Consider the following 19,006-nt stretch of genomic DNA (forward strand, 5'->3'; position numbering starts at 1 on the left):
GGAGGTTTTCAAATCAGCTTTCAACATTTTCAGTTTTATGAGATTCCAACCACTCCGGTTTGGTCGTTTTCACATTTGCTTGAAGTTGATTCAATAGATTGTACAATCCAAAATAAGTCCTGTTGATATAAAGACCATGTCTGGAACCACGTGCCTGTCTTGATTTTTTGAACATCTTATCATTAGATATTCTGTCCCCAAGCTTAAAGATCTGTTCAAAGTAATCGTCATCTGCAAAATCAAAGGAATCTACATGAAACGGTTTCCCTAACAGAGATATCATTTCTTTAAACACACTTATAAAATAAACTTTCTCTACATCTGTATCCTTGTCACTGATAAACTCCAAGCTATAGAATATTTCATTCAACTCTTCCTCGTTGATCAAAAGATCTTTTTTGATCAGTGAGAAATAACCTTTATAGAAATCTTCCGGAATTACTTTCACACAGCCAAAGTCTATGATGCCCAGATTACCATCGCTTTGGATAATAAAATTACCTGGATGTGGATCTGCATGGACTTTCATCAGGTTGTGTACTTGATGATGGTAGAAATTCCACAGGGCTTGGCCTATTCTATCTTTATCTTCTTGACTCGGATTAGTGTCCAACCATTCTTTGATATGCTTGCCCTCAATCCAGTCCATAGTGATAATTCGCTGGGAGCTCATGTCTTCATAATAACCAGGAAAATTAAGATTTTCAATATGGCTGCAAGCTTCTGAAATCTCCCTAGAGCGAAGAACTTCAAGCTCGTAATCAGTTTCTTCCAGCAACTTATTCTCAACTTCTTCCATATAATGGTCAAGTTCCCTTTCGTTCATATTCAAGAGACGCAGGGCAAAAGGCCTTACCAATTTCAAATCAGAACTTACGGAATCCGCGACTCCCGGATATTGGATTTTAACCGCTAGTTTCTTTCCATCCTTTGTAGCTTGATGTACCTGACCAATAGAAGCTGCATTTACAGCTGATTTGGTGAAAGTATCGAACATCTGCTCAGGACTTTTACCAAAGTATTTTTGAAAGGTTTTCACTACCAAAGGATAAGACAATGGTGGTGCACTGTATTGCGCCATGGTAAACTTATCTTGGTATGCTCTGGGCAGAATATTTTTATCCATGGACATCATCTGAGCTACCTTCAGGGCAGAGCCTTTCAATTGACTGAGTGAGTTGTAAATATCCTCCGCGTTGTTATTATGCAACTCTTCCTTGGTCATAGAAGGGTTTACTACCTTTTTTGCATAGTGCTTTACATAGTTCCCTCCTACTTTGGCACCAGTACTGATAAATTTCGCAGCACGTTGCACCTTTGATGTTGGGATGCTGCTTTGCTCTTTCACTTTATTCTCCTTCACAATTCTTATTTGTTTTGGTATAAAAACTTCGCAAAATCTACGAAGGTATCTAATGCACTTTTACCCATCAGGTCAAAAGCAAGGTTTACTGATTTTTCAATAGCAGCATCTGTCTTTTCGAAAGCAGGTGAAGTATCCTTTAACCAGAATTGGAATACAAACCAAACCTGCAACCATAATGCTTCATCGTATCTATCAGAGATAATCGGTCTGTTGGCGATTTCCTCAGTTTCTTTACCCTCTAGAATAATCTCATTGGCAAAATCCTTAAATTTGTCTCGAAATGCCTTCACTTCTGTTGGCAGCATGCCTTTTAGCATTTGGGGGTTCTGATACAAGACAAGTACGTAAGACCTATTCTTCTTAAGTTCTTCTATCCAGGTGAATAGAAAACCCAGTAGCTTTTCCCTAGCACTGTACTCTCTGAAAACCTCTTGAGATTCAAGATTGCTTAGCGTGTCATCAAAAAGTTTAGTCCATACTGCTGATTTAATACTTTCGAAAGAAGTGAAATAGGAATAAAAATCCTCCTCTTTCATTTTCAGTTCCTTGGCAAACTTAAATACCGAAGCCGGTTCTTGGCCATGTTCCAAGATATATTCGACGTATCCAGTAATTATTTTAGTCCTATAATCTACTTTCGTAGTTTTATTTGGCTTTGCTTTTTCCATGTTGAATTTGTTTACTAGAGACATAACCTAGAAAAGGGATATGAAGTTTAGAAAACCTTAATAAATCAGTTTGGATTATTAAAAAATAGTTTAGTTATATAAATGAGATGTTAATAACATAGATGATATCATTCTATTTAGGACCGCTATCCCCTATTGTTGAAAGCATACATTTATTTGAAAATCCATAAATTCAAAGGTTTCATTATGCTAAAAATCACTACCAATGTTTTTAAGCAATCAATTCACAATCATTTTTTTTATAAAAAAAGCCTTCCAAAAATCAATTCAGAAGGCTTTTTGATCATTTTTTGATATCAATTGACTACTTTTTCCACCACCAAATTATGGTTGGTATAGATACAGACATCTGCAGCGATACCCAAACTTTCTCTTACCATTTCTTCCGCAGAAAGATTTGGTGCAAACTTCTTTAAGGCCCTTGCAGCTGATTGTGCATACATGCTTCCTGAACCAATGGTAGCAATTCCCAAATCCGGTTCAATCACATCACCTGTACCAGAGATGATTAAAATATCTTCTTTGTCTGCGACAATCATCATGGCTTCCAGCTTGCTTAACATCCTGTCTGTTCGCCATTCTTTAGCTAGTTCTACTGCAGCCCGTTTCATATTGTTTCCGTATGCCCCGAGTTTTTCTTCAAATTTTTCCAAAAGTGTGAAAGCATCAGCTGTTGATCCAGCAAAGCCAGTAACGATTTTACCGTTTTGTAGCTTTCTGATTTTATTGACTGAGCTTTTGGCAACAGTATTCCCTAAAGTAGCTTGACCATCCGCACCGATGACAACTTCATTGTTGTGCTTGATAGCAACTACGGTTGTTGATTTTAATTTTTCCATATTAATTTTTTGACTAAAGAAATGAAATAGTTGGATATATGCCCGTGACGGAATACAATAGAAATAAGTCTAAATATTATGGAGCCTTTGAGATTTAACTAAAAACCAATTATACTATTTCCTGAAATGTAATTCAACTTTACTTCACACGGTATATTTCAACCTTGTATCGTACAAGGCCTATTTCTACCATATTTCAATTTTATTTCCCGACGTATATTTCAACTATATATCACGAAGTAATTTTCTCCAATAACTGTACTAAAAGCAAAAAGTCCTGAAAATTCAGGACTTTTTGACAGATTATATTTTCTATTAGATCAAAATTCTCACAGGATCTTCCAAAAGGCCTTTAAGCGTCAGCAAGAAAGCTGATCCTACAGCACCATCCACTACCCTATGGTCACAAGAAAGCGTAACTTTCATCACGTTTCCTATTTGCATTTGACCATTCTTGACAATCACAGTCTCTTTGATACCTCCGACAGCAAGAATACAGGCATCAGGTGGATTGATAATGGCTGTAAACTCATCAATACCAAACATTCCTAGATTCGAAATAGTAAAAGTATTTCCTTCCCAATCTTTTGGTTGAAGCTCCTTGTTTTTGGCTTTACCACCTAAGGACTTGGCTTCATTGGAGATTTGAGAAAGCGACTTACTATCTGCAAACCTGATGACAGGTACAAGTAGACCTTCTTCCACAGCTACAGCCATTCCAATGTGGATGTGGTCATTGTATCTGATCTTATCTCCCAACCAAGCCGCATTCACCTTAGGATGCTGACGTAGTGCTGCAGCTGCAGCCTTGATCACCATGTCGTTGAATGATATCTTGACAGGTGCTACTTCATTCATGCTTTTTCTGGCTTCTATCGACTTATCCATGTTGATTTCCATGGTAAGGTAGAAATGCGGTGCCGTAAATTTGCTTTCAGCAAGTCTTTTTGCGATCACCTTACGCATTTGAGAAACCTTCTCTTCTTTGTATGACTCTTGACCTACTGCAGGAGCGGCACTTCCTTCAACACTTTGCGTAGCAGACTGTGCTGCCGCTGGTGTGAAGTTCTCTATATCTCTTTTGACAATTCTGCCATTTTCACCTGATCCTTTGACTAAAGAAATGTCAATCCCTTTATCAGATGCCATCTTTTTGGCTAAAGGAGAAGCCTTGAGACGAGCTCCATCTTCTGTAGTGGAAGAACTGAGACTTGGTTTTGTTTCTTCTTTTTTATCTTCTGCTTTCGGAGAATCAGCCTTTTCCGTTTTCTTTTCTTCTGTCTTATCCGCTTTAGACGATGGTTCGGAGGTTTCTGATTTTGATTTATGGGCTTTCAATAAAGTCTCATAATCAGCACCCTTTTCACCAATGATAGCGATGACACCATCTATATCTACAGAGTCACCAGCTTCCACACCGATGTACAATAAATTTCCGTCCTCGTATGATTCAAGCTCCATTGTCGCTTTGTCAGTTTCCACTTCTGCGATGATATCTCCTGATTTTACGTCATCACCTACTTTCTTCAACCAAGAAGCGATGGTACCTTCGGTCATGGTATCGCTCATCTTTGGCATTGTGATCACGGTGGCATTGATACCAGAAGTATCAATTTCCTCTTTAGAAGCTTCTTCTTTAACTTCTGATTTCTTTTCATCAGATGAGTCTGAAGTTTTTTCTGTTTTCTTCTCTTCCTTTTCAGAAGCATCGGAAGAACCAGAATCACCACTTTCCACATCTTTCAGTAAAGCTTCTATATCTTCACCTTCTTCCCCAATGATAGCAATGACTCCATTGACAGGCACAGCGTCTTTTTCTTGAACTCCTATATGCAGTAGGATTCCTTCCTCATAGGACTCAAGCTCCATAGTTGCCTTATCAGTCTCTACTTCCGCTAGTATGTCTCCAGGCTTTACAGAATCACCTACTTTTTTTAACCATGCTGCAATAACACCTTCTTCCATGGTGTCACTCATTTTGGGCATTCGTATTATCTCGGCCATATGATATTTGTATCCAATTCTTAAAATTAAGCAACCCAAAAATAGTTCTTAAAATGTCTACATTCAAATTTAATAGTAGTATTTTCAGGATTGAAAACACCAGCTTACCTCATTTTGATTTCAAATGCCGATTGTAAAAAAAACTGAATACGACCATCCGCGATGGCAATTCAATGGCCATCTTCAAACAATAATACCGAGTATTTTCAGAACATCCTTGCCCTTACCTTTTGAAAGAGAAAGAGTTAATACCCCTGATGGTGACTTCTTGGATTTGGATTGGTTAAAAAATGATGCTTCAAAACTGGTCATCATCAGTCATGGTTTGGAAGGCAATACCCGGAGACCGTACATGATTGGAATGGCAAGACATTTTTTTTTGAATGGCTTTGATGTATTGAGTTGGAACTACAGAGGATGCGGTGAGGAAATGAACCAAAAGCCAATATTTTACCACTCAGGCGCCACATATGACCTAGATACAGTGGTCACCCATGCAGAGCCAAAATACAAAGAAATCTACCTCATTGGCTTCAGTCTGGGAGGCAACCTGACCTTGAAATACCTTGGTGAACTAAGAAATCGGACGCCCAAAATAAAAAAAGGTATTGGCATAAGTGTGCCTTTGGATTTGGAATCCTCCTCCATCAAAATATCTACAGGGGAAAATATTATTTATGCGAAAAGATTCCTTCGTACGCTCAAACAAAAGGTGGTTCTTAAAGCACAAAAATTCCCGAATGACATTCCCCTAGGCATCTTGAGGAACATTAAAACGCTCAAAGATTTTGATGACCATTTCACAGGCCCCCTGCATGGTTTTGATGATGCGCATGACTATTATGAGAAAAATTCTTCTTTAAAGTTTCTTGACAAAATAGAGGTTCCTTCTCTCATTCTGAATGCGCAAAATGATCCTTTCCTGAGTGAAAAATGCTTCCCTGTATCACTGGGCAGAAAACTAGACCTGGTCTGGATGGAATTCCCGAGGACTGGAGGTCACGTTGGATTTAGCCCTAGGAAAAGAGAAGACATCTACTGGTCAGAAAAGCGGGCATTTGAATTTATCACAAGAGATCGTTAATTTTCAAAAAACCAATCAAACACATGTGCGGAAGATACTCTCTAAGCAAAAGTAAAATCGAACTCGAGGAAAGGTTTCAGGCAGAAATGCTGGGTAACTTTCAGCCTCGATATAATATTGCTCCAACCCAATTGGTGCCTGTAATCACCTCAGATAGTCCCAAAGGGTTCTCCTTTTTCTATTGGGGAATCACTCCTGATTTTGCCAAAAATAAACCTGTTTCACAAAAATTTATCAATGCAAAAGCTGAAACAATAGACCAAAAAGCATCTTTCAAGTCTTCTTTTAAGTCCAGGAGATGCTTGATACCTGCCGATGGCTTTTATGAATGGAAAAAAGTAGGTAAAAAGACGAAAATCCCTTATCGTTTTACTGTCGGAGAGGAAGAAACATTCGCTTTTGCAGGAATTTGGGAAGAGTACGAGAATGAATCAGGGAAAATCAAACATACTTTCCTTATTTTGACAACCGAACCCAATTCACTTGTGAGTGATATCCACGACAGAATGCCTGTAATCCTTGATAAGGAAAATGAGAAAAAATGGCTAGATAAATATGCATCAGAAAGCGATTTGCTAAATATGCTTAAAACATATCCTGTTGATTTGATGCATAGCTACACCGTGTCACAACAGGTTAATCAAATCAAAAATGACAACCCTACATTGATCAAAAAAACTTCCCCTATGGATCAATTCGGAAACTATACTTTATTTGGATAATGACGAAAATACACACTATAGACTTGCAATTTTTAAAAACCAATGAAGCAATTGCCAGCTTTTTGGTAGAAACTTCAGAGGGTCCGATTTTAATAGAGACAGGTCCTGCAAGTACAAGTGACCAACTTGAAAGTGGTATAAGAAAGCTTGGCTTTGCAATGACTGACATCAAACATGTGTTGCTTACCCATATTCATTTTGATCATGCAGGTGCGGCTTGGAAGTTCGCATCCTTGGGAGCAAAAATTTACGTCCACCCTGTTGGAGTTCCTCATTTAGAAAATCCTTCGAAACTATGGAATTCGGCAGCCCAGATCTATGGCGACCAAATGGAATACTTGTGGGGCAACATGGAATCAATCCCTCTCAATCAACTTGTCTCGGTAGCACATCAATCAGTACTGAAATTTGGAGATTTAGCTATCAAAGCCATACATACCCCTGGGCATGCCAGTCACCATATTGCATGGAAACTTGATGATTGTATTTTTACAGGAGATGTGGCAGGAGTCAAAATTGCCGATGGGCCTGCAGTCCCCCCTTGTCCTCCACCTGACATCAACTTGGATGACTGGAAGCGTTCAATCCAGCTGATCAAAGATGAAAATCCAGAACACCTATATTTGACACATTTCGGGAAAATTTCAAATGTAAAAGATCATTTGGATTATCTGGAGAAGATGCTAGACAGTTGGTCAAATTGGATCAAACCTCATTTCGAAAAAAATACTGACCAAAAGGAAGTGATCCCGATTTTTATGGAATTTACCCAACAACAATTAAGGGATGAAGGTTGTAATAAAGAGTTGATCCAAGTGTATGAGTACGCCAATCCCAGCTGGATGTCCGTGGCTGGACTATATAGATATTGGAAACTAAAAAGTCTGGGTAAAATATGAATTCCTTATTACAACTCACTGTTTTGCGAATACCCTCTTTAAATGGGATATTTGTAGTGTAACAATCATTTCAGTCTTTTGACCCAAATAACTTTGATATATGAATAGATCCAAAATAAAAGGAGTGGGACACTATGTCCCTGATCGTGTCATTACCAATGATTACCTTTCTTCCATCATGAATACCAACAATGATTGGATTGTTGAAAGAACAGGCATCCAAGAAAGAAGGTGGTTTACTCCTGGAAAGGACACCGTTACAAGCATGTCTGTAGAGGCGTCTAAAATGGCTATCGAACGGGCGGGTTTACAGACTTCTGATATTGATTTTATAGTTTTTGCTACCATCACTCCTGATTACTTTCTTCCAGGCAACGGGGTACTACTTCAAAGAGAACTGGGATTACAGGGTATTGGCGCATTGGATATTAGAAACGCATGCTCTGGATTCATTTATGCACTTTCGATAGCAGATCAATTTATCAAAACCGGCATGTACAAAAACATACTTGTGGTCGGGGCTGAAATACAATCCTCAGCTCTGGATAAAAGCGATGAAGGAAGGTCTAGCGCTGTAATTTTTGCAGATGGAGCAGGAGCAGCGGTTTTGAGTGTGAGTGATTCTGACAAGTCAGGGATACTCTCTACACACTTGCATGCAGATGGTGACCATGCAGAAGAACTATATTGTAGCGATCCGGGAAGCAGTAGAGAAGTCCGGATTTCCCCAGAAATGATCGATGCAGGTGACTTTTTTCTGAAAATGAATGGGAATGCAGTTTTCAAACATGCCGTAGTCCGTTTTTCTGAGGTGATTCAGGAAGCTTTAGATGCCAATGGAAAGGATAAATCAGACATTGATCTTCTTGTCCCTCATCAGGCTAACCTCCGGATAAGCAATTATATCCAACAAAAAATGGGTCTCCCTGATGAAAAGGTATTCAATAACATCATGCATTTGGGAAACACAACCGCCGGAACTATACCTATTGCTTTAAGTGAAGCTTGGGAGCAAGGCCGAATCAAAGAAGGTGATTTGTTGTGTCTGGCAGCTTTTGGCAGTGGGTTTACATGGGCCTCCGCTTTACTCAATTGGTAAATGAACAATGAAAAGAAGTTTGACCTTGCTTTTTGGGAAAGTTCTTATTCTTTTTTCAAAAAATACTACCAACAAAAAAATGAGGTCTTAAGGCTATTTGAAGAAGTATCGAATTCCTTTCCTGTAGAAAATCAAAAACAGTATTTCACTTTTACCAAAGGAAATAAAGTGAGTCAAGGCTATAATCTTGATGGGTTTCCCTACCAAGTTTTGGACCTTGTCCGAGATTTTGATAGTCAACAGGGTTTCAATGTCAGGATAATGAATTGGGTGGGCAAGGGTCTGTTTATATTTGTGTATGTTGGATGGGATTTGACTGAGTCTTTTTTGGAAAACCTTTCAGGTTCAAAAGACCTGCCAAATGCCTACTTGGGAATTCACCCCTTCAGGTACAGTGAGATCATCAGGGAATCTAAGGAAACTAAAAAAACAATAGATCAGTCAAACCAAGAAGATATATCAGTCTTTTGGGAATCAATTGATTTACAAGAAAGGTTCGATGAAAACCTAAATATATTGGTAGATAAGATAAATAGAGCCTTTGAATATACCCGTTAAGTTTTCATTTTTCCGACAAATTAACCTAATTTAGAACCGGCTTGCGAAGTTTTCGTAATCATAATCAAACAAAGAACATCCTTATATGAAATATATTTTTGGTATTCTGTCCTTTTGTTTCATTTGTTTAAATGCATGGGGACAGGGAAATTCCAATGTTGTGTCTATTTACAATGCAGATTCCACCTTAATGGGGACTGGAATAATGAATAACGGACTAATGGAAGGCCTATGGAAATTTGAAAACCCAAAAACAAACAGGCTCATTCAAACCATCACTTTTCGCTCCGGAAGTAGGGATGGCTTAGCAATAGTTTTTCATAGCAACGGTAACAGGCAACTAGAGGCTGAATACAGGGACAATAAGCTTAATGGTGTTTTTAGGGAGTACGACTCCACGGGAGCCATGAAATTGGATAGGGTATTTAAGGACAGTGTAGCTATAGGACCATACAAAGAATACTATGGAAGAGTCGGCCACCCCGATTTTTTTAACCCGAGACAAGTTAAAGTCGAAGGGCAGTATGCGGAAGGTAAAAAACAAGGTAGATGGGTCACTTATTACAATAATGGGGAGCCTGCTGTCATTCAGAATTTTGAAAAAGGAAATCAAGAAGGAACCTATCAGGAATTCTCTGTCGAAGGCGATCTGCTTGTCAGTGTCAACTACAAAAACAACAGACCTCATGGTCCTTTCGTGAGGTATTCATTCAACAAGATCGTAGAAGAAAGAGGAGAGTACAATGAAGGAAGGAGAGTTGGCAAATGGGAGTCCTTTTTCCCTGGAACGAAGGTGTTGGAATCAGAAAAAAATTATGACGAAAGAGGTAATAAAACAGGCGAGTGGAAATTTTTCTACGAAAACAGGCGAAGGGCAAGGATTGAAAGATATGAAAATGATATCCCTGTAGGGGTGTGGGAAGAATACTTCCCAAACAGAAACCTTTCCAAGAAAAAAACATATGAACTGGGTCTGCCGATTGGAGAATACGAGGAATTCCATCCTAATGGTAAGATCTCTGTTAAAGGCCAATATAAGAGTGGTGTAAAGGATGGATTGTGGCGGAATTATTTCCCAGAAGGTAACCTTTATTCGATTGGTGAATATAGGAATGACCTCAAAACCGGTCTTTGGAAATACTTCAATAAAATAGGTGTTCTGATTGCTGAGGGAGAATACAACCTTGGGTCGGAAAATGGTCAATGGATCTATTATTACGATGGAGGTCAATTGAAATCTGTTGGTAGTTATTTTCTCGGATTTGAGGATGGCGTTTGGGGGCTTTTTTATGACAACAAGCAATTGACCCAAGAAGAGATTTGGAGCAATGGGAGATTGATGAACATTACAGAATACAATACTTATGATGGTACTTCTACGCTGGATAAAGGGACCTTGCAAGATGGTAATGGCACAAGAATCACCTATTATACAGATGGAAAAAAAGAATCAGAGGGTACCTATGAGTCAGGAAAGCCAGAAGGGACATGGACTTATTTTCATGAAAATGGAAACAAAGCCTCTGAAGGAAAAATGGTAGAAGGGAAAAAAGAAGGCGCTTGGAGGTATTACAATCTTAATGGCAGATTAGAGCAAATTATCAACTTTAAAGATGATGAAATTGTAACCGAGGAAGATGAAATGCGAAATGAAATAAGGTTTAATACCTTTGATTAAATAAACCAAACAGGCCAATAGGAGTTATTAAATAAAAAGATATGTTTGGACTATTCAAAAAGAAGACAGAACTGGAAAAACTCCAGGAAAAATATAAGGAGCTGTTAGAGAAATCTCATAAAATTTCCCATAGTAACAGAACCGAAGCCGATAAATTAATGGCAGAGGCAGAGGAAGTAGCATTAAAAATAGATGCTCTGAAGAAAAAATAACATGTAGACCGGCACTTAGCCGGTCTTTTTTTGTAAAAATGGCATTTTTTTTGGGAACTTTTTTATAGAGAAATAAAGACACACAATACCCTAACAATCAGATGATATAAATCTTTTGACCTTAAAACAGGTTGCAATATAAAAATTTTGCTAAAACGGTTTTGCTAAATTTTTATTCTTTTTATTGAATTTTTATCAAAACTTAATTTCTTTTTTTAGCGTAAAAACAATCAAACACCAAAATCCTATTATCATGAAAACTACAATCCTATATCGAATAAGCATAGTGCTGATGCTAGGCATTGGTATTGCTCTGGTAAACAGGGCTCATGCATCCCCTCATAATGGAAGTGTTTCATTTCAAGTATTCTACAATGAGTTAGCGCCATTTGGAGATTGGGTAATGGATCCAAATCATGGATATGTTTGGGTACCTTACGTAGAAGCTAATTTTCAACCATATGTCACCAATGGTTACTGGACGATGACTAATTTCGGCAACACTTGGGTATCCAATTACAATTGGGGCTGGGCTCCATTTCATTATGGCAGGTGGTTTTGGAGTGACTTCTATGGTTGGGCATGGGTACCTGGATATGAGTGGGGACCCGCTTGGGTAAGCTGGAGAACTGGAGGCGGCTACTATGGGTGGGCTCCTTTAGGTCCAGGAATGCATGTAAATGTTGGAATTTATCTTCCTGCAAGACACTGGGTATTCCTTCCCCAAAGAAGATTCAGAGCCAGATACTTCCACAGGTATTTTATTCCAAGCTACAATGTGGTCAATGTGTATAACAATACCACAATCATCAACAATACATACGTTAACAACAACACAACTTATTACACTGGGCCTTCTAGAACAGAACTTCAGAGAGCCACTAGATCCAATGTTCCTGTGTATCAAGTTAACAACTCTGATAGACCTGGTAGAGCTAGTTTAAACAATAATTCACTTAATGTCTACAGGCCACAGATAGCGACATCGAGATCTGCAAACGAAGCTGCAAGGCCTCAAAGAGCGATAAGGGCTGAAGACTATAATAAGGCTGAAGCAAGAAGTAGAGCAAATAGTGCCGCTGTAAATAACAGAAATACCCAAGGTACAAGGAGTGCAGGTTCTACTACATTGGGAAACAGTGCGGCTACAAGATCTCAAAGTGCAAGACAAGCCCCAACAAGAACTGCTGAACCCAATGCAAGAACAGAGAATAGAAATGCAAACTTGGGTAATGCAAACAGTAGAAGCAATCAAACTATCAATGCTCCTGCTCAGAGAGGTAACGCGAGGGTACAGTCAGGCACAAACCAAAGGTCAAATTCGCCAGCCGTTAATTCAGGATCAAGCAGTAGGCAAAGCAGCCCTGCTGTGAGAAGCGGATCTTCAAATAGACAAAGTAGTCCCGCTGTGAGAAGCGGTTCTTCAAACAGACAAAGTAGTCCCGCTGTGAGAAGCGGCTCTTCAAACAGGCAAAGTAGTCCGGCTGTAAGAAGTGGATCTTCAAGCAGACAAAGTAGTCCGGCTGTGAGAAGTGGATCCTCAAACAGACAAAGTAGCCCTGCTGTGAGAAGTGGATCTTCAAATAGACAAAGTAGCCCTGCTGTAAGAAGTGGATCTTCAAGCAGGCAAAGTAGTCCCGCTGTGAGAAGCGGATCTTCAAGCAGGCAAAGTTCCTCTACAGTAAGATCAGCACCAAGTAGAAGCTCTTCTGGGGGAACTACTTCCAGATCATCTTCAAGCAGAGGTGGAAGAGGAGGTAATTAAACATCAAAGCTATCCCATGCTGGGATAGCTTTTTTAGGTTTCTTCTTCAATTTTTTCGCTATAATCTAAAAGTTCAATAAAATTAGAACATATATTTACCCTCATTAAGGATATATCACCTATTTTTTTACTAAAGCTTTTTTATTTATCTAAAAATTTTACTTATTTTATTTAAATTTTTATTTATGAATTTAATCAACCCAAAAAAATCAATAGAAAAGATCGGTGGTGTAGTCGAAATGAAAAGCTACATAAACAAGCTCAAGCTGATCAAAAACCTCTATACCAAAGGCAGTAACACCGCCGGAGAAATGTGCACTGAAGTAGGTATTAGCCTTCCTACAGTCAACTCGCTTCTCGGTGACCTAATGAACTCAGGAGAGATCATCAAACATGGCAGAGCTGAATCCCAAGGCGGAAGAAAACCTGATTTATATCGACTTGCCGAAGATGCCTTTTATATTATATCAATAGACATCAATAAATTCAGAACTCGAGTTTCTATTTATAATAGTCTCAACAAATCAGTTGCTGAACCTGAAATTCTTAAACTTCAACTGAACAACGAGAAAGAAACCTTTGATACCATTTGTGATTTTATACTTCAATACAAAGAAAAATCAGGTTTAGATGATCAAAAAATAATAGCAATAGGCATATCAATGCCTGGCTTGATCGATTCTGCAAATGGCATTAACCATACTTACCTCAAGTTTGGGAAAAAAAGTTTGGTAGAAAACTTCGAAACAAGACTCGGTCGGCAGGTCTTTTTGGAAAACGATGCCAGAGCGATGACTTTAGCTGAATTCAAATTTGGTCAGAATGAGGAATACAAAAATGTCTTGGGAATTTTTATCGGTTGGGGCATTGGTATTGGAATCATAATAGACGGCAAACTTTATCATGGAGCCTCCGGATTTGCAGGTGAATTTAGCCACTCCCCTATTTTTGAAAGCCATGACAATAATCTAATCAATAAAAACACAAGTCTGGAGACTGTAGCATCAGGAACCGCTATTGTAAAAATGGCAAAAGAAGCCATTCAATTGGATGAAGATTCAATTCTTGCAAGAATGGTAAAGGAAAGCAATAACGAAATCGAACCAGCACTTGTAGTAGAAGCTGCCTTGACTGGAGATCAAAGAGCTATAACAATTCTTTCTGAAGCTGGTCTTTTCTTAGGACGAGGCATTTCCATCCTTTTACAATTGCTGAATCCAGAACTGATAATCTTAGGAGGATCGGTTGCCGAGGCGAAATCATACCTTACTATACCCATACAACAGGCCTTAAATATCTATAGTATGCCAAAGACCAGAGAAAGCACTGAGTTAAAAACATATAAATTAGGCAAAGAAGTAGGGCTCTTGGGTGGGGTAGCGGTTGTAAATGAAAAAATATTTGAGGAAATTTTCCAAGCTTAAGATAATTTCCACGCTTCAAAATGAAAGAAATACAATATGAAATCTTTACAGATTTTCTTATTTATTCCGTTTTTATTCTTTGCTAACCTTCTTTCACCTAAGCAGGAATCAAATAATAAAACTCCGCTATTCGAGTCTATACCAGCGAGAAAATCAGGCATAAATTTCAATAACAAACTGACTGAGGATAAAAGCAATAACATTCTCACCTACGAGTATTTTTACAATGGTGGAGGAGTAGCCATTGGCGATTTTGATAATGACGGGTTGGAAGATATTTTTTTCACCGGCAATATGACTGACAACAAACTGTATCAGAATCTGGGGGATTTTAAATTCAAGGACATTACCAAAACCGCAGGAGTAGCTGGCAAAAAATCATGGACTACTGGTGTCAGTGTAGTAGATATCAATGGGGACGGGCTGTTGGATATTTATGTTTGCTATTCAGGAAATGGCAATCTAGACAGCAGAAGAAATGAGCTTTACATCAACCAAGGCGATCTGACTTTCGAAGAATCTGCCAGTGAGTATGGCCTAGATGACCCTTCAAACTCCACACAAGCGATATTCTTTGATTTTGACAATGATGGAGACCTTGATTTATTTCTTCTTAATCACCATATCGAAGTCATCAATGAAATTGAATTCGATGAAGCTAGGGGAAAAAGACATCCATTTGCCGGTGACAAGCTATTCAGAAATGACAATGGCAAATTCATTGATATCAGCCAGGAAGCCGGAATCAAAGGTTCTGCCCTAGGCTTTGGACTTGGGGTTGTAGCTTCGGATCTAAACGGTGACGGCTGGATTGATTTATATGTCTCCAATGACTATATCGAGCCCGATTACCTTTATATAAATAATGGAGATGGTACATTTACAGATCAGCTCAGCAATTATCTTCAACATATATCCCATTTCTCTATGGGCTTGGATATTGCAGATATCAATAATGATGGTCTTGTAGACATTTTTACTTTGGACATGCTTCCAGAAGACAATAAGAGACAGAAGCTGTTGTATGGTCCAGAAAACTATGAACAATACGCCCTGATGGTAAACAGAGGCTTTTACCATCAAAACATGCGCAATATGCTACACCTGAATCAAGGTAATGGCCTATTCAGCGAAATAGGTCAATTAGCTGGGATTTCAAATACAGATTGGTCTTGGTCAGCACTGTTTTTTGACGCAACAAATAGTGGATTCAAGGATTTGTTTGTCAGTAATGGTTACTACAGAGATTACACCAACAGGGATTTTTTAAAATATAAAGGAGATTATTACTTCAAATCCGCCGTGGCTGGAAATAAGGCAGATACCCTTGAGTTGGTCACTTCTATGAGTTCTACCCCACTCTCAAACTATTTTTTTGAAAATAAAGGAAACCTACGATTTGAAAATAAATCCAAAGAAAACGGTATAGGCCAACCTTCCTTTTCGAGTGGTGCAGTATATGTAGACTTAGACAATGACGGTCACTTGGATTTGGTCGTCAATAATATCAATCAGACGGCATCTATCTTTAAAAACACCGGCCAAAAAGAACGTCATTTCCTCAAAATACAACTAAAGGGTGAAAAAGGAAATACTTCTGGTTTTGGGAGTAAAGTGAAGGTTTATACTCAAGATGGAGTGTATCTTCAAGAACAAAGTCCTGTCAGGGGTTTTCAATCTTCTGTATCCTCCACATTGCATTTTGGCCTTGGAAATACTACCGTCATAGATTCTGTGGTGGTCATCTGGCCTGGAGGGAATTCCTCCATCGCAATACATCCTGAAATAGACAAACAAATCACCATAGATGCATCTGTCGCCAATAAAAACAATTATTCAATTGCTGAGACCAGTCGAGTTTTTACAGAGTCCGAAGCCAGACTGCCATTCATTCATGAAGAGTATGGATTTAATGATTTTAAAAGACAACCACTTCTCTTAGAAATGCCCACTTATTTGGGCCCCACGATGGCAGCTGGAGATATTACAGGTAATGGAAAAGAAGAGATTTTCGTTGGCGGCTCTAAGGGATACCCCGGGAAAATATACTACCAAGAAGGTGAGGATTGGAAACCCATGAAAAATTTCGATTCAGGTGATGAGTTTACAGATGCTTCAGCTCTATTTTTTGATGCCAATGGTGATGGATATTTAGACCTCTACCTTGCTAGCGGTGGCTATCACGACTATCTAAGCAAAGACGAATCCCTACAAGATAGACTCTATATCAATGATGGGGAAGGGAATTTACGACACAATATTGAAAAGCTGCCAAGATTAAGATCTAGTGCTTCTAAGGTTATCAGTGCTGATTTCAATGGCAATGGATATCCAGATTTATTCATTGCTGGAAGGATTGTCCCCGGTAAATATCCTGAATCTCCTCAAAGCTATCTTTTAATAAATGATGGGGAAGGGAATTTTACCGACCGTACAGAAGAATATCTTCCGGAAAATGGAAAAGTAGGGATGATCCGGGATGTGCTTAGTATAGACCTGAACCAAGACGGGTTCATGGATCTGATCCTTGTCGGAGAATTCACGCCCATCATATTTCTCGAAAATCAAAGTGGTAGAATGTTAGTTGACCAAAGTGACAAGTACTTACCAAATAACCCACAAGGATGGTGGACTAAGATAGAAGCTGGGGACTTCACAAACGATGGAAACATAGACTTTATAATTGGAAATTTTGGACTTAATTCACAGTTCCAGCCTTCTGACCAAGAACCTTTGACACTTTACTATGGTGATTTTGATGAGAATTCTTCAATAGATCCTATTCTTACTTACTATATTCAGGGAAAAGAGTATCCATTTCCAAGCAGGGATGAATTACTGGATCAAATGTATAGCATGAGGAGCAAATTCACTGATTATGAATCATATTCCATAGCCAGTATAGAAAAAGTACTTGGAAAAGATGTTGCTAAAAACGCCTCCAAATTACATGCAAATGAATTACGCTCTGTGATGCTTCAAAATCAAGGAGGAAAGTTTGAAGTTATACCCTTACCAATAGAAGCTCAATTTGCTCCTACGTATGCTATTCATGTGTTTGATTATGATGAAGATGGTAACTTGGATTTCCTTCTAGCTGGTAACCAATCACAAATCAGACTCCGGCTCGGGGTAATTGATGCTAGTTTTGGACAGCTCTTCAAAGGAAATGGAAAAGGACAATTTGAGTTTATTCCTCCATCAATTTCAGGATTAGATGTTAAAGGTGATGTAAAATCCATATTAAGTTTGCCTTCAGAACCAAAAAGATTATATTTTGGAATCAACAACCAAAGTGTAAAAGTCTTTGACTTTCAATAGAATTTATGTCAATTAATCTCCGCAATTTCTTATTTACATTACTACTTGCTTCCTTTTTCAGTAATGGAATACATGCTCAAAGTAATCCTGAAATTGATTTATATATAGACAATTTATTTAAAATCACAGAGGTAATGGTGACAGATGTGGCCTCACCTCCAGCTGCCGCAAGGTTTTATGCTTATCCTACCCTTGCTGCACACTTGACTTGGGAAATAATTGAAAACGGAAATCCGGATAACAGTCTCTTATCGGCCATCAACCAACATATTTCATTTGAAAAGTATGATACAAATGGCGTAAACCCTCACTTTGCATCTGTGTATGCGATGTTGGAGGTTGGGAAAAGATCTATGCCATCAGGTTACTTGCTGTCACAAGCTATCGATGACCTAGAAAAGGAGGCTAAAAAAAACAAATGGATTAAAAAAAAGCATCTTGAAAAGAGCAAATCATTTGCTCTTGACATTGCAGAAAAAGTTTTGGAATTGGCTAAAAATGACAACTACTCACAATTAAGCACACTCAATCGCTACAGCCCAAAAAAAGGAGAAGGGTATTGGTACCCAACACCTCCTGCCTACATGGCAGCAATTGAACCAGAATGGAGAACAATTAAAACATTTTTTCTATCAGATCTAAAACAATACAAACCTTCTCCCCCAGCCGAATTTTCACTCGATCCCAATAGTGCCTTTTATAAACAACTTAAGGAAGTATATGAGGTCACTTCTGAACTTGATGATACCCAAAAACTAATTGCTAATTTCTGGGATTGCAATCCTTTTATGGTACAGTACTCTGGGCATATGGCCATCGGTATCAAAAAGATTTCACCAGGTGGCCATTGGATGGGCATTACAGGAATTGCTGCTCAAAAAGCAGATTTGGATTGGTCTCAAAACCTTTATATCCATGCATTACTAGCTATGAGTCTCCACGATGCATTTGTAAGCTGTTGGGAAGAAAAATATGATTCTGACCGAATAAGACCAGAGTCAGCAATCACCAAATACCTAGATAACTCATGGAGACCTTTGCTTCAAACACCCCCATTCCCAGAATACACCAGCGGACATTCTGTCATTTCTACTACCAGTGCATTGATTCTGACAGCATATTTTGGGGACAATTTTGAATTTCTGGATACATCGGAAGTATACTTTGGTTTGCCCGAGCGCCATTTCAACTCATTTGATGAAGCAGCACGAGAAGCAGCTATTTCGAGACTTTATGGAGGAATTCACTTTAGAGATGCTATCGAAGAAGGGGTACACCAAGGAACAGCCATTGGCAATTCAATTCTAAAAGTGATTTCCATAAAATCTACACTCGCAGGTAATTAA

At 38.6% G+C, this 19,006-nt stretch carries 15 protein-coding genes; 11 read left to right on the forward strand and 4 right to left on the reverse strand.

Features of this window, described 5'->3' with window-relative positions; translation table 11 throughout:
- Positions 1 to 13: 13 nt before the first annotated feature.
- The 4 genes from CLW00_RS08390 to CLW00_RS08405 all read right to left on the reverse strand — a co-directional run bounded on the left by CLW00_RS08390 (position 14) and on the right by CLW00_RS08405 (position 4,898).
- A complete protein-coding gene (locus tag CLW00_RS08390; RefSeq protein ID WP_106133231.1) occupies positions 14 to 1,363 on the reverse strand; it encodes an ABC1 kinase family protein in 1,350 nt (449 codons plus the stop codon).
- Between the two features lie 5 nt (positions 1,364 to 1,368).
- Positions 1,369 to 2,034: a TetR family transcriptional regulator C-terminal domain-containing protein gene (locus tag CLW00_RS08395; protein WP_106133374.1), complete on the reverse strand. Its 666-nt coding sequence runs from the start codon at positions 2,032 to 2,034 to the stop codon at positions 1,369 to 1,371.
- 317 nt (positions 2,035 to 2,351) lie between these two features.
- Positions 2,352 to 2,894 carry an ATP-dependent protease subunit HslV gene (gene hslV / locus CLW00_RS08400; protein WP_106133232.1) on the reverse strand — a complete coding sequence of 181 codons (543 nt, stop codon included), beginning with the start codon at positions 2,892 to 2,894 and terminating at the stop codon, positions 2,352 to 2,354.
- Between the two features lie 315 nt (positions 2,895 to 3,209).
- The gene (locus tag CLW00_RS08405) at positions 3,210 to 4,898 is read right to left on the reverse strand and encodes a pyruvate dehydrogenase complex dihydrolipoamide acetyltransferase (RefSeq protein WP_106133233.1); all 1,689 of its coding nucleotides are present in this window, start codon (positions 4,896 to 4,898) and stop codon (positions 3,210 to 3,212) included.
- A 124-nt stretch (positions 4,899 to 5,022) separates the two neighbouring features.
- Between CLW00_RS08405 and CLW00_RS08410 the strand changes: the two genes are divergently transcribed.
- The 11 genes from CLW00_RS08410 (at position 5,023) to CLW00_RS08460 (ending at position 19,006) form a co-directional block, all read left to right on the forward strand.
- Positions 5,023 to 5,982: a YheT family hydrolase gene (locus CLW00_RS08410; protein ID WP_106133234.1), complete on the forward strand. Its 960-nt coding sequence runs from the start codon at positions 5,023 to 5,025 to the stop codon at positions 5,980 to 5,982.
- Between the two features lie 23 nt (positions 5,983 to 6,005).
- Positions 6,006 to 6,704, forward strand: a complete 699-nt coding sequence (locus CLW00_RS08415) for an SOS response-associated peptidase (RefSeq protein WP_106133235.1) — start codon at positions 6,006 to 6,008, stop codon at positions 6,702 to 6,704.
- Positions 6,704 to 7,603 (forward strand): MBL fold metallo-hydrolase, encoded by a 900-nt coding sequence (locus tag CLW00_RS08420; RefSeq protein WP_106133236.1) that lies wholly within the window; start codon positions 6,704 to 6,706, stop codon positions 7,601 to 7,603. Before CLW00_RS08415 ends, CLW00_RS08420 begins: the two co-directional genes overlap by 1 nt.
- A gap of 100 nt (positions 7,604 to 7,703) precedes the next feature.
- Positions 7,704 to 8,702 carry a 3-oxoacyl-ACP synthase III family protein gene (locus CLW00_RS08425; RefSeq protein WP_106133237.1) on the forward strand — a complete coding sequence of 333 codons (999 nt, stop codon included), beginning with the start codon at positions 7,704 to 7,706 and terminating at the stop codon, positions 8,700 to 8,702.
- Entirely contained in the window at positions 8,703 to 9,260 is a 558-nt protein-coding gene (locus CLW00_RS08430) for a hypothetical protein (RefSeq protein ID WP_106133238.1), read from the forward strand.
- Positions 9,261 to 9,345: 85 nt separating this feature from the next.
- Positions 9,346 to 10,938, forward strand: a complete 1,593-nt coding sequence (locus CLW00_RS08435) for a toxin-antitoxin system YwqK family antitoxin (RefSeq protein ID WP_106133239.1) — start codon at positions 9,346 to 9,348, stop codon at positions 10,936 to 10,938.
- 41 nt (positions 10,939 to 10,979) lie between these two features.
- On the forward strand, positions 10,980 to 11,150 hold the full coding sequence (locus CLW00_RS08440) for a Lacal_2735 family protein (protein WP_106133240.1): 171 nt from the start codon (positions 10,980 to 10,982) through the stop codon (positions 11,148 to 11,150).
- Between the two features lie 253 nt (positions 11,151 to 11,403).
- Positions 11,404 to 12,915, forward strand: coding sequence for a DUF6600 domain-containing protein (locus CLW00_RS08445; protein ID WP_106133375.1), 1,512 nt, complete (start codon positions 11,404 to 11,406; stop codon positions 12,913 to 12,915).
- Positions 12,916 to 13,100: 185 nt separating this feature from the next.
- Positions 13,101 to 14,339, forward strand: coding sequence for an ROK family protein (locus CLW00_RS08450; RefSeq protein WP_106133241.1), 1,239 nt, complete (start codon positions 13,101 to 13,103; stop codon positions 14,337 to 14,339).
- A gap of 36 nt (positions 14,340 to 14,375) precedes the next feature.
- Positions 14,376 to 17,660, forward strand: a complete 3,285-nt coding sequence (locus tag CLW00_RS08455) for a VCBS repeat-containing protein (RefSeq protein ID WP_106133242.1) — start codon at positions 14,376 to 14,378, stop codon at positions 17,658 to 17,660.
- Between the two features lie 5 nt (positions 17,661 to 17,665).
- A complete protein-coding gene (locus CLW00_RS08460) occupies positions 17,666 to 19,006 on the forward strand; it encodes a vanadium-dependent haloperoxidase (protein ID WP_106133243.1) in 1,341 nt (446 codons plus the stop codon).

Origin of the sequence: Mongoliibacter ruber, from assembly GCF_003003005.1 — a bacterium.
Classification (GTDB): Bacteria; Bacteroidota; Bacteroidia; order Cytophagales; family Cyclobacteriaceae; genus Mongoliibacter; species Mongoliibacter ruber.